Below are 18,465 nucleotides of genomic sequence, written 5' to 3'. Positions count from 1 at the left end.
TATCACTCACCCCGTGATCCTTGCAATGTATATCATGTCTTTGTAATTTAAGATGTCTGTGACGAATTCAGCCGGAACTTCAATTATTACAAGGAACTTCGCCGTTGGATCAAGAACGAGCATCCCTGAGTCTTTTTCAAGATCGAGGATCTTCCACCCATACTTAGAGAGTTGTTCTTTAACATCATCTGGAGCCTGGATTTTTCCAGCTGCAATCGCTTTCAAGACTTCAGCTAAGTTGACGTTATAGTTGTAATAAGCACTTGAGCTGTCGCTACTTGACTGAGCTGTGGAGTACTGATCAGTTGCATCTTGAGCGGTTGTTATCGTGGTGTCTCCCGGAGTATAGCTTGTTGAGTGGGATTCTGAATAGGATGTAGTTGATGATGTTGAAACAGTGCTTCCCTCGCTTTGGGATTCACTCAAGGATATCTGACCCGCAGTTGTTGGGAGGAGTATTAAATCAACATATCCCTCATCTGCAATTTTGATGTATTTGCCTTTTGTTCCGTTTCTAGCATAGATTTTGATCTTGTCCCCAGGTGATAGGAATGCACCGTTTATGCTGTCTCTAGTCAGCACGAGGGCAATCTGAACCATTTCCGCTTTTTCAACGGTATATTGGAGAATCTCATTGAGGTTCGTTATTTTACTAACAACGTATTTGGCCTCAACTTTTGTATATATCCTCTTTTCTTCTCCCCTCTTTAGAATAACCTTTTGAGTCGGAATAGAATCAATTAAGTAGTAGTAATACTTTTTCCATAAGTCCAATAGATAGGGAACGGGATCAACCGCAAGTACTTGGTCTTTACTTTGAGCACTCTCAACTTCTTGCTTGAGCTGATTTAGCTTCTGAATTGCTTCATTTTTCAAATCTTCCGGAAGAGGCTGGGCCAACAAGGGTTCAAATGCCTGTTCAATTACTGATATTTGTTGAGCCTTAGCTTTATTAAGTTCCTCAATGGCCTTTTTCCTAGCTTCTTCTTCCTTTTTCCTCTGCAGTTCAGCCAAACGCTCTTCATAGACTTTCTTCACATCAATTTTGTTAAGTTCTTCTATGCTCCTAGCAGCTTGAATTTCTTTAATCAGTTCAAATTTGGCAGTATCATTAGCAAGTTCCCCTGTGAAGTATCTATTAACCTCCGCAATTTTCTGCTGCTTTGCCTGTTCAAGCTCTCTAACAGCCCTGTTTTGATAATAAGTATAAACAGCAACTGAAATTGCCAAGAGAATTATAATTACAATTGCGGCTCCAATCATTATTCTCCTTTTTCTTTCCCTTTCTCTCAGACTTCCAATTTTAGAAACTCTCCTAGGAGGTCTTGTTACAGGAGGCTTAACAGGTTTAGCGGGTTGTTCTTGCTCAATAGTTGCTTTTCCTAATTCTCTCAACCTTCTAATTTTTGCTTCAATATCTTCTGACACTTTAAGCACCACCATGAGAGTTATCGTTAAAATTAAAATGATTTATTAATTCTGAATTAATTTTTTGAACCTCAAGCCTTATTTACATTTCGGTGGTGGATATGGAGGAACTGGTCATAAGAGCTATAAAAATTAAAGGAAAGTGCCCAGTGTTTAAAGTTGGAGACAAAATAGTTATTGAAGGGCCACAAGTGAAGTTAGAAGAAACAGATGCAATATGCACTCATGCATTTGCTTCACTAATCCCTTATATAGTAGCACTCAGAAAAGGAGTCAAGCCGAGTGAGATTGGCCTGGGAAAAGGAGATAAAGCCTATGTGCAGTGTCTTGATCCCGGGCCGCCTTACACAGATGGAGGGACTGTGATATTTGAGATAACGGTGGTGCGAGATGAAGCAGAAAAAGGCATGGAGAGTAGTGAGAGAAGTAATAGATGAGGCTGATATTGTAGTTGAAGTAGTTGATGCAAGAGATCCAATTGGAACGAGAAATCTAAAGGTTGAGAGGCTAGTTAAGGAAAGCGGGAAAAAACTGCTCATAGCTATGAACAAAGCAGATTTAGTTCCTAAAGAGTGGGCTGAGGAGTATAAGAAAAAGAGTGATGTTCCAATGGTTTTTATCAGTGCAAGAGAGAGAAAGGGAACAGGAATCCTAAGAAGAGAAATCAAAAAGATAGCAAAAGAGCTGTTTGATGAAGGAAAAGAAAAAGTTAAAGTTGCATTAGTTGGCTATCCAAATGTCGGAAAGAGCACAATAATTAATGTTCTCAAGGGTAAACATGCCGTTGGTGTTGCCCCAATTCCAGGATATACCAAAGGAAAACAGCTTATAAGGCTAAGCAAGAAAATTTGGCTCATAGATTCGCCAGGAGTCGTTCCAATAGATGATTTTGATGAGCTAGTCATTAGAGGAGGCTTTCCAGCGGACAAGATTGAAGATCCAGTAAAGCCAGCGTTAAAGCTTATTAAACGTATTCTTGAGACTAGAAAAGAAGCTTTGACTGAGAAATACGATATCCAAGAGTTTGAAAGTGAAGAGCAGATTTTAGAGGCAATTGGCAGAAAGAAAGGTTTACTTAGAAAGGGAGGAGAGGTTGACATTGAGGAAGTAGCAAGGTATTTCCTCAGAGAATGGCAGACTGGAAAGTTTACTCTTTTTGGGAAGGAAGAAAAGAGAGAAGAAGAATTCCAGTGGGCATACAGTGATATCCTTGACGATATTGAACGAGAACTTTTGCTAGACCCAAGGAGAATACTCTGGAAGTTTAGAGAGAAGATTGAACCAAGCAATGTGAAAAGAGTTGGGATTAAGGAAATTGAAGGCTTTACTGTGGGTATAGCAACAGGGTTTAAGAAGTGCGATGGTGGGATTAAGCTTTTGGAAAAGCTAACTGGAAAGAAAGTCATAGCGAGTGAATGCTTTGGAAAGAAGTGGAAGGGAGTTATAGCAATTTTGGAGTGATTAAGATGAGGCTCTTATTGACCACTTCACAGGGAATTGAAGATTTAGCCAAAAAAGAAGTTGAAAAATTATTTGAGGGCAAAGGAATCAAAGTTAGTGTCGAGGAAAAGCCCTTTGGAGTTGAAGGCCGTTTAATTGCAGAAGTTGAGGAGAGTTTTTACACCGATGAGAAAGGCAAAAAGAGAGAATTTAATCCAGCAACTTTCCTCAACGAGAATTCCCGACTTTTGCATCGTGTAATAGTTGAGATAGCATCGTTAAAATTTAAAGGAATTGAAAGCCAAGAACCAGAGAAAGCCCTCAGAGAGATTTACAATTTCGTGTATTCTCTTCCAATTGAAAACTATGTGAAAATAACAGAAAGCTTTGCTGTGAGACCTTTCAGAAAAGGAGAGCATGAGTTTACAAGCGTTGATATTGCAAAAACAGTTGGGAGTGCAATTTATGACAGACTCAGCAGATATGGAAAGCCTAAAGTGAATTTGGACCATCCAAGCGTGATTTTTAGAGCTGAACTCGTTGATGATGCATTCTTCTTAGGAATTGACACAACTGGAGATTCTTCTTTGCACAAGAGGTCTTGGCGTGTCTATGACCATCCAGCTCATCTGAAAGCTTCAATAGCAAATGCAATGATTGAGCTTGCTGAGTTAGATGGTGGCTCCGTTATTGACCCAATGTGCGGAAGCGGGACTATATTAATCGAGCTGGCTTTGAGGGACTACGAAGGGAGAATAATAGGAATTGAGAAGTACAAGAAGCACTTAAGGGGAGCCAGAATGAATGCTTTAGCAGCTGGGGTTTTGGATAAGATTGAGTTCATTCAAGGAGATGCCACAAAGCTGACTCAATACGTTGACAGCGTTAATTTTGCCATAAGCAATTTACCCTACGGTCTAAAAATAGGTAAGAAAAGCCTAATCCCGAAGCTTTACATGGACTTCTTCTCTGAGCTGTCAAAAGTTTTAGAGAAGAGAGGAGTTTTTCTAACAACAGAAAAGAAAGCCATAGAAGAAGCATTTAAGGAAAATGGATTCAAGATTCTGCATCACCGATTAGTGGGACATGGCGGCTTAAGGGTTCATCTCTACATCATACAATAAAACTTTTAAGCCGATTTTCTTTACTCTTTTCGGTGATAGTATGAAGAAAGGAGGAATCGTTTTGGTAGCATTTGCAGGGGTGCTTCTCTTGGGGGCACTGGGGTATTTTGTCATATCCCATTACGGAAGCCTCAATTACGAATGGAAAACAAACCTCAATGAATATAAGGTGTATCACCTTCTTGGCAGCTCAACACTGAGTGGGTACATAAAAGCTGATGGGGAGATAAGCGTTTACATTTTAACCAAAGAAGCCTTTGAGAAAATGAAAAGAGGAGAACACTTCGAGTATTACAAAGCTTGGGAGCACGTGAAGAGCATTGAATTCAACGATGTCAAGATTCCACAAGGAGACTACATTTTGGTTGTTAAAAATGAAGAAAATAAGATGCAGTGGATTTCTGTAAAGCTGAGAGAAAAGAAATCAGCATAGTATTGATCTCTCCGCCAACACATTTTCCTTTAAAACTCCGATCCCCTCAATCCAAGCCTCCACAATGTCGCCATGCCTTAGATGCCCAACGCCTTCTGGAGTTCCCGTTGCAATTATGTCACCCTTTTCAAGCGTCATTATGCTTGAGATGTACTCGATTATCTCCGGAATCCTAAAAATCATCTTGCTTGTCCTCGAGAGCTGCCTGACTTCTCCGTTAACCTTCAACCCTATCTCAAGGTCGTTCGGATCAAGCTCGCGCTTATCAACAATCCTTGGTCCAATAGGAGCAAAGGTGTCAAAGCCTTTAGCAACTGTCCAAGGGAGACCCTTTCTCTTAGCTTCCCACTGCAAGTCTCTAGCGGTGATGTCAAGCAGAATTGTATAGCCTAGCACATAATCCATAGCTCTTTCTCTCGGGATGTTCTTCCCCCTCTTCCCTATAATAACGGCAAGCTCAACTTCGTGGTGAACTTCTTTGCTCTTTCGTGGCAAGATTATAGTTTGATTCGGCCCTATCAAAGCGGAAGGAGGTTTTAAGAAAATTACAGGCTCTTTTGGAACTTCATGACCCAACTCTTTTGCGTGTTCGGCATAATTCCTCCCGAGGCATATTATCTTGCTCGGATTAACTTCATAAAAGCCATCTCTAAAGGGCAAGCGGATCATGGAACCACCGTGATACATTAGGGTTCGGCATTTATAACTCTGTTCAATGCCTCACTGAAGAGCAGAAGCATCAGAAAAACAAGCACTGAACTTAGTAGTATCGCAAAGACTGCAAACTTCCAGTAAGTGAAGCTTGAAAACCCAAGCAACAGAGCTAAGGAAATGAATGCAGATGGAACGAAAAACAAAACTAGAAATGCCAGCTTTCTGCTTATCTGCATGAACAAGGCAACTGAGAACCATATAACGAGAATAAATACTGAGATTCTGATTGGAGGATGGTAGGTCAGAAAACCAAGAAGGAGAAATGAGGCGAGAGATGAAACGAGAGAAATCCAAATCCTGCGCTTCGTTATATCCCTCTGATGCTTTAAGAGTAGAACAAAGAGGACTGCAAGTAGAAGAGTCATCATTCCGCTTTCAGTCACTATGCTTTTCCAGAGATCCATAGGATTGAAAATTTGGCCGTAAACTTTCAATGCCAAAAGCAGGCTTGGCTTTCCCGGAGTATAGAGCCAGCCGTTAACCTTTGGGAATAAATAGGCATAGAACCCCTCTGCAGGTGTCTTCATTATGTAACTTTTATTCTCAACCTTTAATGCAGGATCTCCAAAAAGGACGACCTTAGGTTTTACCCCAACCTTAACAAAGTAAGCGTTGCTTATCTGGGCAAGCTTTCCAATGGAGTAATTGGAAAACCAGAATTTAGCTGGCAGATAAGAGACGCCACCCATGTCAATTGATGCAACCACAGCAAGAGAACCATTATTTAAAAGATTCAGAACCAAAGGACTCTCAGCTTCCCATATCTGTCCCACACTGCAGGATTCAAAGATGAAGATTTTCCCCTTCGGATTGCCCATGTGGTTTGAATCAAAGTTCCAGCCGAGCAAATTAACTCCATAGGGGTCTCCATGTCCAGAAATCCAAATTAAGGTGGCATTCTTGGACAGTCTCAAGTACTCTTCATAGCTCATTGCCCCCGCTTCCACTATCAGAGCTTTGTGGTTAAAGGTAGAGTGCACAAGAGCATCGACCCACAGTTTAAACTGTTTTTCATTTTTCACAGGGTAAAAACCAATAATTGGATTATAAACTCCATCACCATCAAAATCAAGCGTTTTGTAGAGAGAATAGACAGAGTTTGCATTAAATTTTGAGTAATTTACAACAAAAAGGACATAATCATCAGCCTGAAGAAAATCAAGATTTGAAAAGTCCGAAATAATGAGCGTTCCATTGTGAAAATTCGCAATGTTTTGAGCATAGGGCTTTAAATACGCCAAGTCTTCATCTAAGATGACGTAATAATCAGCTGAAGCTAAGGGGAGAACAAGAAGTATGAGAACAAAAAGAAGCTTCTTCATCGTTACTCTCCAAGATAATAAAGAAGTTCACAAAAATAAAAAGTTTTTGCTCCCCTTAGAATTCTCAACGTTATAATTAGATATAAAACATAAAGAAAAATCACCTCCTCAGAGGCTCTGGGATTGCCTCGTTCCACTTCTCCTGAGCCAATTTTCCAGTGTATTTAAACTTCTCAATCTCATCTTTAGCTTTCTCCCTTCTCTTCTGGTGCTCTTTAAGGAACTCCTGAACTTTCTTTATGAGGTAGCGCTTGCATTCTCCACATGTCAGAGCACCGCTCTTACATGCGTGGTATCTCTCAAGCAAAGCCTTATCATCTGGTTCAAAGAATATCTCGAGCCATTTGAAGACAACGCACTTCTCCGGATTTCCACCTTTTTCCCTCTGCTCTTTCAGCGTTGGCTGACCGCCGGTTAAGGCAAACTTCCAGATCTTTTTGCCAGCTTCTTCTGGGTCATCTGTTAAATAAACAGCTGTTTCGGGCTTTGATGCGCTCATTTTACCCTCCAATCCCGTCAAAGGAGGAACGAACTTGCTGTGGAGTGCGGCAGTTTTGTAGTAACCCAAGCTCTCGGCAAAGTCACGCTGAATCCTCCAGTACGGGTCTTGGTCTATAGCAGCTGGAATTAGACATCTCCTCTTTTCAAAGAACGTTGGAGCAGCTTGAATTGCTGGGTAAAAAATCATTCCAATTTTGCTCTGCTCTGTGAAGCCAAAAACAGCTTTTGCCATTGAATACGTCACTTTCTTTGCTATTGGGATTGCCATTTCGTAAATCTTCGTGAATTCGCTGTCTTGGAATATGAAAGTCTTATCTGGATCAAAGCCAACTGCAATTATGTCCAAAATGTTTTCATATGCCCATCTCTTGGTGTCTTCAAAGCTTAGATTTGGCTTAAATAGGAACTTCTCATCATCTGTGATTTGAACATACAAATTGACTCCAAACTTCTCTTGGAGCCATTTCGTTGCGAAGAAAGGAATGATATGTCCGATATGCATAGGTCCGCTCGGACCTCTTCCAGTGTAAAGGAAAAAGCCCTTCCCCTCTTCGTAGTCTTTAAGGACTAAGTCGTAGTCTCTGTGAGAGAAGAAGAATCTCCTCCTGAAGTAAATTGGAAGTTCACTCTTTGTTAGCACGGCTGTTTTCTCAAGCAGTTCATCTGTCAGCGGCTGTGTTCCGAATTCCTTTATCAGCTTGTCGTAATCCACCATTCCTTCGACATCCCATGGTGTAACCTTGAATTCAGCCATCAAAAGCACCCCCAAAAGCTTTGACAAAATAACCTAACCCAAGTAAAAGAGGCTTGATTTCAACATCAGCTAAGCCAAAAGCAACCACCGAACATGGATTAAAAAATGTAAGAGGAGGATTTAAAGTTTTCTGTCAAAAAGAAAGAGAACTTCAAACCTCACTCAAATACTTTCCATATTTAACCAGAGCATAAACTGCATCCACTCCATCCTCGACAGTCTCAAACACTGGAACTCCCTTCTCCTCAATTCTGCGCGCCATTTTTTCTGGATATTCTCCACCAGGAGCAACAAAGACTATTGGCTTTCCATACTCCTGAACCTTCTCCATAACATCAACAATACCCTCATCCAATGCTGGACTCTGGAACAATGCAATGACGACAAGAACATCAACATTTGGGTCTTCCAAAGCATAACGCATAGCTAGCTCATACCTCTTTGACGGAGCATCTCCAATGACATCAATTGGATTCTTGTAGCTCATGTGGTGAGGCAGCTTTCCTTCCTCTATGGCTTTTGCAAACTTCTCGTTAGTTTCATCGCTGAGCTGAGCGAGCTTAAGGCCTCTCTCAAGCAGACCATCACTCATCATAACTCCGGCACCGCCGCCGTTTGTTACTATGGCAACTCTGTCCCCTCTTGCTGGCTTCTGCATGGCTAAGGCTTTTGCATAGTTGAAGAGCTGTCTCATGCTTTTTGCACCCAAAACACCAGTCTGTTCAAATGCCGCCTCATAGATCGCATAAGAACCTGCCAGTGAGCCAGTATGAGAAGCAGCTGCTTTTGCTCCGGCCTCAGTTCTCCCAGCCTTCAAAACTATTACGGGCTTAACTTTCGTTGTTTCCTTTGCGATGTTGAAGAATTTCTTACCGTCTTTAACACCTTCAAGATAGGCAGTTATGACTTTTGTCTTGGGATCGTCCTTTAAATATCCCATAAAGTCGCTCTCGTCTAAATCAGCCATGTTCCCCAAGCTGATGAACTTGCTCATCCCAATCTCATGTCTTGCAGCCCAATCCAAAATAGCAGCACCAAAAGCTCCACTCTGGCTCATAAAGGCAATACCACCGAACTTTGGTCTCGCCTGTCTTTCCGGTGGATTGAAGTTACAGTCAAAGCCATTTTCAAGGTTTGTAACACCGAGACAGTTTGGACCCACTACACGGATACCCCACTTTCTCGCCCTTTTTACTAGCTCTTCCTCTAAATCAGCTCTTCCAGCTTCTTTAAAACCGGCAGAAATTACAACAGCAGCTTTAACACCCTTTTGTCCACACTCATCTATGACATCCGGAACGAACTTTGCTGGGACAGCTATTACTGCTACATCAACATCATCCGGAACTTCAAGAATGCTCTTGTAGATCTTGAACTTTTTCCTATTGATCTCGATTTCCCCACCTTTAACGTTGACAGCATAGATTTTTCCATTGAATTGTCTTGTTATTGATCTCATTATCGCATTTCCTATTTTGCCCGGAACGTGCGATGCTCCTATAACAGCAACGCTCCTTGGATAAAATAAAAAGTCCAAGTTCATTTTTCCACCTCCGTTTTGCTTTCTTTCATTTTAAATTTAAATTTTACTTAGGTCAAAATGAAAGATCAAAAGAGTAAAACATTGGAATCAAAATGAAAAGTACTGCAAAGAACACAATCTTAATGACAGCTCCAGTTTTTATGTAGTCCATGAAGGTATATTCTCTCGGCCCAAAAACTATTGTGTTTGGGGCGTTGAGATTGACGTCCAAAACCAACTGAGGGAGTCATTGCAATAGTTATCAAGAGAGGATATGGACTTATATTGGCGGCTTGAGGAATGCTGACTGCGAGAGAAGAGAGAAATGAAAGCTGCTGCCATCTGGTAAGGCAAAAGCTTCAGCACCATTGAAACGATTGTTAAATGGAAGACAACCTATGTCACCATGACATGAATCTTTTCATTTTTGAGCTTCATCATATTACACAATTTGGATAATTCATCCAATTTTGTGGACCTTTACATTTATAAAGTTGTTTGCCCTTTGGAGAGCTTGTTGGATATAGAAACCCGAAAAGGTTATATTGCAGAACGTTCAAATAAAAATTAGAACGTTAAAATTAGGTGATCGAAGATGAGTAAGAAAGTAAAAGTGATTACGGACCCAAAGGTCATTAAGCTCATGCTTGAGGACACGAGAAGAAAAATACTCCAGCTTTTGAGGAACAGAGAGATGACAATTTCCCAGCTAAGCGAAATTCTCGGCAAAACACCTCAAACCGTTTACCACCACATAGAAAAGCTCAAAGAGGCGGGCTTAGTAGAGGTTAAAAGGACAGAGATGAAAGGAAATCTCGTTGAAAAATACTACGGAAGGACTGCAGACGCTTTTTACATAAACCTCTACCTCGGAGATGAAGAGCTTAGGTATTTAGCAAGGTCAAGACTAAAAACTAAGCTAGGCATATTCAAAGCTCTCGGATATAAGTTTGATGATGAGGAGCTCCTAAATACAATGGATAAAATCCTCGAAAAAGAACACGAGTATAAGATGAAAATTTCAAAAGAGATTGAAGAGAAAGAAGAGCTTTTGAAGGACTTCTCAAACGAAGATATAATCCATGCAATTGAATGGCTCAGCATGGCCGAGCTGGGAAGGGATGAAGAAGCTTTAAGGCTTTTGAAGAAGCTGGGAGAAATACTTAAAAAGTAGCTCCCAGAGGGGCAAAGGGGAGAGAAAATGGCAAGAGGTATCAGACTGCTCGTGCTGGATGTCCTTAAGCCTCATCAGCCTATGGTCACTGAGTTAGCTTTAGGACTGAGCGAAATTCGCGGTGTGGAAGGAGTCAACATTACGCTTGTGGAGATTGACAAGGAAACGGAGAACATAAAGATAACAATTGTGGGAGACGACTTAGATTACGATGAGATTGTGAGGACTATAGAAGAGTTTGGCGGCGTTGTGCACAGCATCGACATGGTCGCTGCAGGAAAAAGGATAATTGAAGAGAGCGAAACCCCACAAGACAAACTAGATGAATTCTAGTGGTGACAATGAGAGAAGTTCTTATAATAGCTGAACTAGATAAAATGAAAATTCTCGCAGAGCCTACACGCTTTAAAATCCTTGAGCTACTCAGAATGCACCCCATGAGCATCACCGAATTAAGTGCCTTCTTAAGAAAAGATCGCTCCACTGTGTATAGGCATATTAAGGCTCTTGAAAAGGCGGGATTTGTTGAGGAAATTGGACATGAAGGAAATGAGAAAATATATGCTAGAACTGCAAGGTTGTTCCTTCTCAAAGTTGAACCCGACGAAAGCATAGAGGAATTCAGAAGACAATATCTCAGGATAGAAGCCTCTAGGCTAATGGAAATCCTCAAAAAATCTGGGATTAAGATAAAGGATGAAGAGCAGTTCGTTAAATTAGTAGAGGAAGTCTTAAAGGAAATAGAAGACCATTCACAACCAATACTTCATAAAATCTCTAAAACTGACCTTGATTTAAAAGAAGTTGAACTTCTCCACTTGTTGAATTTGCTTGTGTTTCTCCAATCATGTGAGCTCTGTGAAAAAGCTAAAAAAATGAGGGAGCTGCTGGAGTTTTAATAAATCAAAACTCTAAAACCCACTTAACAACATGGGGAACTTTTTTAGCAACTTCTAGGGCTGTGAAGTTTTCACCAAGCTCTTCTTTGACTATGTCCCCAGCTAGACCATTCAAAAAGGCACCAACAGAGGCGGCTCTAAGTGGAGAATTTCCAAGAGCTAGCAACGCTCCAACAATACCGGCTAAAACGTCACCAGTTCCTCCAGTCGTCATCCCCCTGTTTCCAGTTTTATTGTACTTCCAGACTTTTCCATCGCTGATAATGTCGTAAATCCCCTTAAAGAGAATTACACCACCAATTTCTTTCGCTTTCTCCATGACAAGCTTAGCTTTCTCTTGCAGAGCCCCTTCTGGCTTCTCTCCAAAGAGAATCTTAAACTCACCAGCGTGCGGCGTTAGAATGAAGACTTTATTATCAAGGACGCTTAAATCTTCAGCTATGGCTTTTAATCCGTCAGCATCTATAACTAAAGGCTTTTCACAGCGCTTTACAAATTCTCTAACAAACTCCTTGGTTTCGTCCTTGAGTCCAATACCTGGGCCTATGATGACGGCATCAACCTTTTCCGTCAATGCCAAAACTTCTTCAAGATGTTCTCTTGTGAAGTTCTTTCCTTCAACGGGCCTCAAAATCATGTCCGGATCAGTTATGCGCTTCGCTGAATATTCTGGCATCACCAAATAAACTAAGTCTACAAGGTATGAGGCAGCTTTTGCCGCTAAGTAGGGAGCACCAAAATAATCCTCACTTCCCCCAATTATTAAAAGCCGTCCGTTTTGTCCTTTATGCTCCCCTTTCTTCAGCAGAGCGAACTTTGCATCTCCCGGGCCGACTAAGTGGTAAAGCTCCTTTGGATAACCAATTTTGGCAACAATTCTTTCAAACCCCTCAAACTCCTCCTTGTCCCACTGGAAAGTTACGGCAAAGTCACATTTGACTTGAACTTTTGAAGGATAGCCACTTGGCAAGTCAACGCTCACAATCTTAGCTTTTCCAGAATATTCATTGATTTTTTCAATCGCTGAGCGTATAGGTTCCCTCGGCTCTCCTTTAGTTCCAGCGCCGAGTAGGGCATCAACAATGACATCATAACCTTCAAGATTGAGGCCCTTTATCTGGCTTGAGTCCTTAAGGATTTTGATTTTTACAAAGTCAAGCTTCTTGAGAATCTCCCAGTTGTGCTTAGCTTCCTCACTCCTTATTTTTATCTCATCACCAACCAAAAACACCGTTACATCGTTCTCAAAGCTAAGATGCCTAGCAACAACAAAGCCATCTCCACCGTTGTTTCCAGTTCCACAGAATATTGCCACTTTAAGCTCTTTTCCAAACTTTTCTTCTATTGCTCTTGCCACTCCAGCACCAGCGTTTTCCATGAGCTGAAATGGTGAGATGCCGAGCCACTTAGCGTTGATATCCCAAATGTAGACATCTTCAATTTTCATGAGCATCACCATGAGAAAATTGGGAAAAGAGAGTTAAGGGCTTTTCTCTTTAATTTTCTTCCAACACCTTCAAAGCCCTCTCATAATCCTCCCTCGAATAAAGCACCAAATAGACTTCCCTCACGTTCTCTGCTTCCCTTGAAAACTCTTCAACTGTCTCAAGGAACGTTCTCACAACTTCCTCAAAAGGGCAACCATAAATTCCAGCACTTATAGCTGGAAAAGCTATGCTTCTAACTTTTAATTCATCAGCTTTTCTCAAAGCTCCAAGAATGGCTTTCTTGAGCTTCCCTTTTTTATCCTCATCCCATCTGCCGCCGCAGTAAGGACCAACTGTGTGGATGACGTATTTAATCCCATACTGCTCCAACCTTAAAGCTGGAGTTACAACAACTTCTCCGTGCTCAATCCAGTCCCTTCCAATCTGCTCCCTCATAGCTTCCTTGCTTATCCTTATGTACTCTCTAGCATTCCCAGCAGCAGCTTTTGCTATGGCATAAGCAACCCCGCCGCCGTGCTCCAAATATTTGTTGGCAGCGTTTACAATAGCCTCAGCGGGGAACTTTGTTATGTCTCCTTGGACAATTTTGAAAATAATCATTTCTACTCACCCACCAGCCTTTTAAGTAAGTGTTGCTTTTTAGTATCCAAAGTGTCCAAGTCAATTCCTAAAAACACCGTAGCAGAGTGTAAAACAGCATAATCTCTCAATACACTTAAAAACCTCAGAACTGTTTCAAACTCATTTTCCATAATCAAGTACTCAAGGTTATCAATCACAATTATCGGATGTCTTCCTTCTTCTTTTGCGTTTTTCATGTATTTTACAATTATATCTAACATCTTTGGTAGATTAGTAGGATATATAGCATTTGGAGCATTGAGCTTAGTTATCCAAAACCACCCTTCTCTTCTGGAGTTATTTCGTGAGAAAACCAATCCACTCTCGATGAATATTTCTGGAATTTTTTCTGATATGAAGACTCCAGGTTTAATATCAAAAGATTCATTTGAAATGTTAGTGGCTAGAGAGACTTTCTCCACAAGAGTAATGTCCAAAATTGTTTTGATGCTTAGGTAAGCCAGCGCCAATGCAGTAATGAATTGGAGATAAAATATGATACTGTGCCACAAATATATGAGTGTAAAAAGACCAAATAATGCTTGTACTGCACCAATTTTTTTAAGAGTGGTGTTTCCATAGATCAGGAGTAATACTGAAACACAAACTATCATCAATCCAGCCAAAATGAACGTTTTAAGACCAAGTTTCGGAAATACATAAAGGTACAGCAAAATTGGAAACAATGAAAAATATTTCAATTCATGCTCATATCGGAGTGGTATGAGGTTTTCTACTATTATCTCAAGATTCCCCATCCACAAAAGTGATGAGAAAACCAATAAAGACAGGAGAGATACAAATTCATCTCCTAGAAGATAGTGTATCCCCAATACAAGCCATGCAAGAGAATAATATATCAGAGAAGTCCTTCGAGTTATGTGATAATAGTAGAAGAATAACCCGTACATAGCAAGAAATACAATCCCAAAAAATAATATTGATAAATTGAGTAAACATTATTCTAGTCACCTCCATTCCTTAACTATATCTTCGACTCTCCCTATAATTTTTTCCTCGTCCAATGTGAGAACTTCTCTATCGAGCATCAAAATCTTCCCATCAACTATCGTTGTTTCCACATCGTTGCCGTTTGCAGAATAAACGAGATGGCTTATAACGTTGTTAATTGGCCTCAAGTGTGGCTGGTTAAAGTCTATAATCACCAAATCAGCTAAAGCACCTTCTTTTATTACTCCAGCATCCAAGCGCAAAGCTTTTGCACCGTTCTGAGTTGCCATTTTAAAGACTGTCTTTGCATCAGCAACTGTTGGATCTAGGTTGTGAACTTTGTGAAGCAATGCGGCGATTTTCATCTCCTCAAGCATGTCCAAGTTGTTGTTGCTTGCACTTCCATCAGTACCGAGACCTATGTTTACTCCAGCATTCAAAAGTCTCTCAATGGGCATAACACCGCTCGCAAGTTTCATGTTTGAGGCTGGATTGTGGGCAATGCTCACACGATGCCTCGCCAAGATGTGTATATCCTTACTGTCAAGCCATACACCATGGGCTATTATAACGTCATCAGCTAGGAATCCAATATCATCAAGCAAAACAACTGGGCTCTTTCCATAACGTTCAGCTATCTGACCTATTTCAGTCATTGTCTCAGCTACGTGAATTGTTATGAGCTTTTTGTGTTCATTAGCAAGCTCTCTAACCTTCTTGAGAAGAGCTATTGAGCAGGTGTAAGGTGCGTGAGGACCAAATACAAACTGAACTCTCTCAGAGTTCAGCTTTTCAATGAATTTCATTGTTTCTAAAGCCACTTTGATCTCTTTTTCCGTTTTGTCGGGCTCACCCAAATCAATCATGCCATAGCTGAGATATCCCCTAAGACCAGATTCAAGAACCACTTCTGCAACAGCGTCCATATAAAAGTACATATCCAAAAACGCTGTAGTTCCTGTTTTAATCATTTCTAGAGCACCAAGATAAGCTCCAACTTTGATGTATTCTCTTGTAAGCTTAGCCTCCTTCGGCCATATGTGATTTTTAAGCCAGTCCATAAGAGGCAAATCATCAGCCAAACCCCTAAAGATACCCATCGGAGAATGAGTGTGCAGGTTTACAAACCCTGGAGAAACTACTTTCTCCTTTGCGTCAATAACATAATCCGCTGAAAGGTTGATATTTTTCCCGATTTTGGCAATTTTATTCTCTTCAATGTAAACATCTGCCTTAATAACTTTCAGCTCATCACCATAGATAACATAGCCATTCTTGATGAGAATGCTCATTTCAATCACCTTTTTAAAAGAGGTCTGAGAAGTGAAGAATTATAAGGTTTTTGCAAAAAGAAAAGGGTCAAACAAAAGCCGTCTTGAGCACATCAGCACAGCCGCACTTCCTTTCCTCAGGAATTCTTGGAATGCCCTTCTTAAGAATTTCTTGGACTTTATAGTTGTTCTCCTTCATAACTCTGAGAACTTCTTGAGCGTCAACAGGCTTATCAGCCCAGACATCGTAGTCCGTAATCGTTGCGATATTGACATAGCACATTCCAAGTTCTCTCGCCAAAACTACTTCGGGAACAAGAGTCATTCCGATTATGTGGGCAAATTGTCTAAACATTGCAGATTCAGCCCTCGTTGAAAATCTAGGCCCTTCGATGCAAACATATGTTCCCTTTTCATGAACTGAGAAGCCAAGCTCTTTGGCAGTTTCATAGAATATCTTTCTCATTTCTGGACAGAAGGGATCAGCCATGCTTATGTGAGCAACTCTTGGACCGTTGTAAAATGTGTATTCCCTCTTCTTCGTGAAGTCAATAAACTGGTCGGTAATTACAATGTCTCCAGGTTTGTACTCTTCTCTGAGAGAACCAACGGCTGTAATTCCTATGACCCTCTCAACGCCAAGCTCGTGAAGAGCCCAAATGTTTGCCCTATATGGCACTTCATGTGGTGGAAACTCATGGTTTTTGCCGTGTCTTGGTATGAATGCAACTTCGACCCCTTCAACTTCTCCTATCTCTACGGGTGCTGATGGTCTTCCATAAGGTGTGTGAACCTTTAGGGTTTCCTTTGGCTCAAAGACACCATAAACACCAGAACCGCCAATAATTCCAATCTTTGGCATGGACATCACCTTGTTAATCTTCGATTTAAAGTTATTTAAGCTTTAACTTCGGCATTTACAAGATAGCGGCAAAAACTTAATTACCTTTGGAAACTAAACTAAGTTTTGAGGTGAGAAAATGGAAAAGCCAGTGAGGTTAGTTCTCCCAAAGATAGAAAACCCTATTTTCATTGAAGGTTACCCTGGGATTGGGCTTGTCGGACACATTGCCGCCAATTTCTTGGCAAAAGAGCTCAACATGGAAATGATTGGTTATATTGAGAGTCCATTCATACCGCCGATGAGCTTAATCCTCGAAGGAAAACCCAATCCACCTTTAAGATTCTATGGAAAAGATAACATCATCATAGCCGTTGCTGACATCTACGTTCCACCAACTCTCGTTAATGAGATTGCAAAGGAGATTATCGGTTATTTAAAAGAGACAAATGCTCAAAAGCTAATCTCTATTGGTGGAATGGGAATTGGCTTTTTCAAGGAACAGATGGAAGTGTGGGGCGTTGGGGCAAATGAAGAGCTCAACAAAGAGCTTGAAGATTTGGGAGTTAAAATACTTCAGTATGGCTCAATAATGGGCATGAGCGGGAAGCTCTTATGGGAGGCCTCAAAAGAAAAGATTAACGGATATGTGTTGCTTGGCGAGACTTTTGGGGACAGACCCGATCCAAGAGCAGCAGCAAATGTGATTGAAGTTATTAAGAAGCTCACACCAATTGAAATATCCACAGAGCCACTCATAAAAGAAGCAGAAATGATTGAAGAACAGCTTAGAAAGATGCACGAACAGATGGAAATGGCAAGAAAGAAGGCAGAGAAGCAATATGAGAGCATTTATCTGTGAGGTGGTGCCTATGGAGGTCCTAATTTTGGCGGGAATTACAAGACGAACCCTTAACCAGTTATTAAGAAATCCATATCGCACATTGGAAATTAGGAGTGCAAGCAATGTATTCGTTCTTGAACACCTTAGAGAGGGTGATAGAGTATTTCTAACGTATGAAACCTTGCAAGACATAACAAAGGGGACTGAGGGGATAATAGCTCAGATATTAAGGATGGAGAAGATGGAGCAGAGGATTTTGTGGGAGGAGAGTGATGAGAGAGAGCAGATGGTGTGCAGAGTCCAGCTTCGCTTAGTAGGGCTTGGAAAAGTTATCGAAATCAGAAGAGAGGGAGATTTAATCAAAGCAAGAGTCAGAGAAATGCTTCCTCACGAAATGGTTATGGGCTGAGGAAATCAAGAGTTTTTTGCTTGCTTTTTTTCTTCTTTTCACGCTTTGGTGGATGTAGCTTTTTAAATTCCAGCCCTTCTTTTTCGAGAAGCTTTTTAGCTCCAGCCGTGAGAGAGGGAGCTACCAAAATCCCACGAACATTTTTATGCTCCTCTCTCAGAGCATCCACGTATCTTTTAAGCTGACTGACTGCATGCAAATCCGCTCTCCTACGCTTAAGCTCAAGGACAACCAAATTGCCATGTTTGTCTCTTCCAAGCACATCAACTATTCCATGTTTAATTGGCTTTTCCTTAAAAAGCGGTTTAAATCCTTCTTCGATTAATGAGGGGTTCTCAAAGATTAAATCAGCCATCTCTGCTTCACTTCCAGTCAATGCTAGCTCTTCATAATCCTCAGCTTGGAAATAACTTACAAGATACGTTTTAATGAGCTCAACTTCAAGGATTTCTTTTGGCTTCCGCCTAACGCTTCTCAGCATTATCTTTCCATCCTCAAGAACAATGCTAACAACACTCCCCGGCGGTTGCCAGTTAACGGGTTCTCTCTTGTTCTTCTGGTGGATTAAAAAAGAGCCATCTGGCTTGATTATAATGACCCTATCTCCTGGACCCAGCTCACTCTTAGCTCTCCCCTCATAAAACACTCTACAATAAGCAAAGAGAGTGATGATAGCATCAGTGGAGAGAGCTTTATCCAAAATTTCAATTACCTCTTCTTGAGAGGGCTCAACTTTAGCTTCCACTTTCATGCTCATCAACTAAGAATA

The 18,465-nt window shown here is 40.9% G+C and carries 21 protein-coding genes; 9 read left to right on the top strand and 12 right to left on the bottom strand.

All coding sequences use genetic code 11. From position 1 onward, the window contains the following. Nucleotides 1–6: 6 nt before the first annotated feature. On the bottom strand, nt 7–1,443 hold the full coding sequence (locus E3E24_RS02135; RefSeq protein WP_206204981.1) for a DUF515 domain-containing protein: 1,437 nt from the start codon (nt 1,441–1,443) through the stop codon (nt 7–9). An 86-nt stretch (nt 1,444–1,529) separates the two neighbouring features. Between E3E24_RS02135 and E3E24_RS02130 the strand changes: the two genes are divergently transcribed. From E3E24_RS02130 to E3E24_RS02115, 4 genes are read left to right on the top strand one after another with little or no spacing between them, the layout of a single operon-like run. After that, nucleotides 1,530–1,865, top strand: a complete 336-nt coding sequence (locus tag E3E24_RS02130; RefSeq protein ID WP_167886427.1) for a TIGR04076 family protein — start codon at nt 1,530–1,532, stop codon at nt 1,863–1,865. Then, nucleotides 1,819–2,889: a GTPase gene (locus E3E24_RS02125; protein ID WP_167886426.1), complete on the top strand. Its 1,071-nt coding sequence runs from the start codon at nt 1,819–1,821 to the stop codon at nt 2,887–2,889. Before E3E24_RS02130 ends, E3E24_RS02125 begins: the two co-directional genes overlap by 47 nt. A 5-nt stretch (nt 2,890–2,894) precedes the next feature. Then, nucleotides 2,895–3,992, top strand: coding sequence for a tRNA (guanine(6)-N2)-methyltransferase (trm14, locus tag E3E24_RS02120; protein WP_167886425.1), 1,098 nt, complete (start codon nt 2,895–2,897; stop codon nt 3,990–3,992). A 40-nt stretch (nt 3,993–4,032) separates the two neighbouring features. Next, on the top strand, nt 4,033–4,425 hold the full coding sequence (locus E3E24_RS02115; protein WP_167886424.1) for a hypothetical protein: 393 nt from the start codon (nt 4,033–4,035) through the stop codon (nt 4,423–4,425). Here the strand turns inward: E3E24_RS02115 and E3E24_RS02110 are convergent. From E3E24_RS02110 to E3E24_RS02090, 5 genes are all read right to left on the bottom strand, one after another. Continuing rightward, entirely contained in the window at nt 4,417–5,094 is a 678-nt protein-coding gene (locus E3E24_RS02110; protein WP_167886423.1) for a fumarylacetoacetate hydrolase family protein, read from the bottom strand. The two genes, E3E24_RS02115 and E3E24_RS02110, sit on opposite strands and share 9 nt — an antisense overlap. 17 nt (nt 5,095–5,111) lie before the next feature. After that, nucleotides 5,112–6,461 (bottom strand): hypothetical protein, encoded by a 1,350-nt coding sequence (locus E3E24_RS02105; protein ID WP_167886422.1) that lies wholly within the window; start codon nt 6,459–6,461, stop codon nt 5,112–5,114. A gap of 100 nt (nt 6,462–6,561) precedes the next feature. Beyond that, nucleotides 6,562–7,719, bottom strand: a complete 1,158-nt coding sequence (locus E3E24_RS02100; protein WP_206204980.1) for a tryptophan--tRNA ligase — start codon at nt 7,717–7,719, stop codon at nt 6,562–6,564. 148 nt (nt 7,720–7,867) lie between these two features. After that, nucleotides 7,868–9,259, bottom strand: a complete 1,392-nt coding sequence (locus E3E24_RS02095; RefSeq protein WP_167886420.1) for an acetate--CoA ligase family protein — start codon at nt 9,257–9,259, stop codon at nt 7,868–7,870. A gap of 52 nt (nt 9,260–9,311) precedes the next feature. Then, nucleotides 9,312–9,470, bottom strand: coding sequence for a hypothetical protein (locus tag E3E24_RS02090; protein ID WP_167886419.1), 159 nt, complete (start codon nt 9,468–9,470; stop codon nt 9,312–9,314). Between the two features lie 363 nt (nt 9,471–9,833). Here E3E24_RS02090 and E3E24_RS02085 point away from each other — a divergent pair, with 363 nt between their 5' ends. The 3 genes from E3E24_RS02085 to E3E24_RS02075 are packed head-to-tail and all read left to right on the top strand — an operon-like array spanning nt 9,834 to nt 11,311. Then, nucleotides 9,834–10,412 (top strand): winged helix-turn-helix domain-containing protein, encoded by a 579-nt coding sequence (locus tag E3E24_RS02085; RefSeq protein WP_167886418.1) that lies wholly within the window; start codon nt 9,834–9,836, stop codon nt 10,410–10,412. Nucleotides 10,413–10,439: 27 nt separating this feature from the next. Continuing rightward, nucleotides 10,440–10,745, top strand: a complete 306-nt coding sequence (locus E3E24_RS02080; RefSeq protein WP_167886417.1) for a DUF211 domain-containing protein — start codon at nt 10,440–10,442, stop codon at nt 10,743–10,745. Nucleotides 10,746–10,753: 8 nt separating this feature from the next. Then, nucleotides 10,754–11,311, top strand: a complete 558-nt coding sequence (locus tag E3E24_RS02075; RefSeq protein WP_167886416.1) for a transcriptional regulator — start codon at nt 10,754–10,756, stop codon at nt 11,309–11,311. Between the two features lie 4 nt (nt 11,312–11,315). On the opposite strand, the gene E3E24_RS02070 is transcribed toward E3E24_RS02075, so the two are convergent. The 5 genes from E3E24_RS02070 to E3E24_RS02050 all read right to left on the bottom strand — a co-directional run bounded on the left by E3E24_RS02070 (nt 11,316) and on the right by E3E24_RS02050 (nt 16,464). Then, entirely contained in the window at nt 11,316–12,758 is a 1,443-nt protein-coding gene (locus E3E24_RS02070) for an NAD(P)H-hydrate dehydratase (protein WP_167886513.1), read from the bottom strand. A 49-nt stretch (nt 12,759–12,807) separates the two neighbouring features. Then, entirely contained in the window at nt 12,808–13,359 is a 552-nt protein-coding gene (locus E3E24_RS02065; protein WP_167886415.1) for a [protein ADP-ribosylglutamate] hydrolase, read from the bottom strand. Between the two features lie 2 nt (nt 13,360–13,361). Then, complete coding sequence (locus tag E3E24_RS02060) at nt 13,362–13,994, bottom strand: DUF835 domain-containing protein (RefSeq protein ID WP_167886414.1); 633 nt, start codon at nt 13,992–13,994, stop codon at nt 13,362–13,364. A gap of 354 nt (nt 13,995–14,348) precedes the next feature. After that, nucleotides 14,349–15,623, bottom strand: a complete 1,275-nt coding sequence (locus E3E24_RS02055; protein ID WP_167886413.1) for an amidohydrolase family protein — start codon at nt 15,621–15,623, stop codon at nt 14,349–14,351. Between the two features lie 67 nt (nt 15,624–15,690). Further along, nucleotides 15,691–16,464 carry an S-methyl-5'-thioadenosine phosphorylase gene (locus E3E24_RS02050; RefSeq protein WP_167886412.1) on the bottom strand — a complete coding sequence of 258 codons (774 nt, stop codon included), beginning with the start codon at nt 16,462–16,464 and terminating at the stop codon, nt 15,691–15,693. 118 nt (nt 16,465–16,582) lie between these two features. Between E3E24_RS02050 and E3E24_RS02045 the strand changes: the two genes are divergently transcribed. Both E3E24_RS02045 and E3E24_RS02040 read left to right on the top strand, forming a co-directional pair. Beyond that, on the top strand, nt 16,583–17,305 hold the full coding sequence (locus E3E24_RS02045) for a proteasome assembly chaperone family protein (RefSeq protein WP_167886411.1): 723 nt from the start codon (nt 16,583–16,585) through the stop codon (nt 17,303–17,305). A 10-nt stretch (nt 17,306–17,315) separates the two neighbouring features. Beyond that, nucleotides 17,316–17,696: a DUF473 domain-containing protein gene (locus E3E24_RS02040; protein WP_167886410.1), complete on the top strand. Its 381-nt coding sequence runs from the start codon at nt 17,316–17,318 to the stop codon at nt 17,694–17,696. On the opposite strand, the gene nucS is transcribed toward E3E24_RS02040, so the two are convergent. Further along, nucleotides 17,686–18,447: an endonuclease NucS gene (gene nucS / locus E3E24_RS02035; protein ID WP_167886512.1), complete on the bottom strand. Its 762-nt coding sequence runs from the start codon at nt 18,445–18,447 to the stop codon at nt 17,686–17,688. The genes E3E24_RS02040 and nucS overlap by 11 nt on opposite strands. Nucleotides 18,448–18,465 lie beyond the last annotated feature (18 nt).

The organism is Thermococcus sp. LS2 (genome assembly GCF_012027375.1).
Lineage (GTDB): Archaea > Methanobacteriota_B > Thermococci > Thermococcales > Thermococcaceae > Thermococcus_B.
The sequence above is the reverse complement of the archived record's forward strand: the minus strand, read 5'-3'. Positions and strand labels throughout refer to the sequence as shown.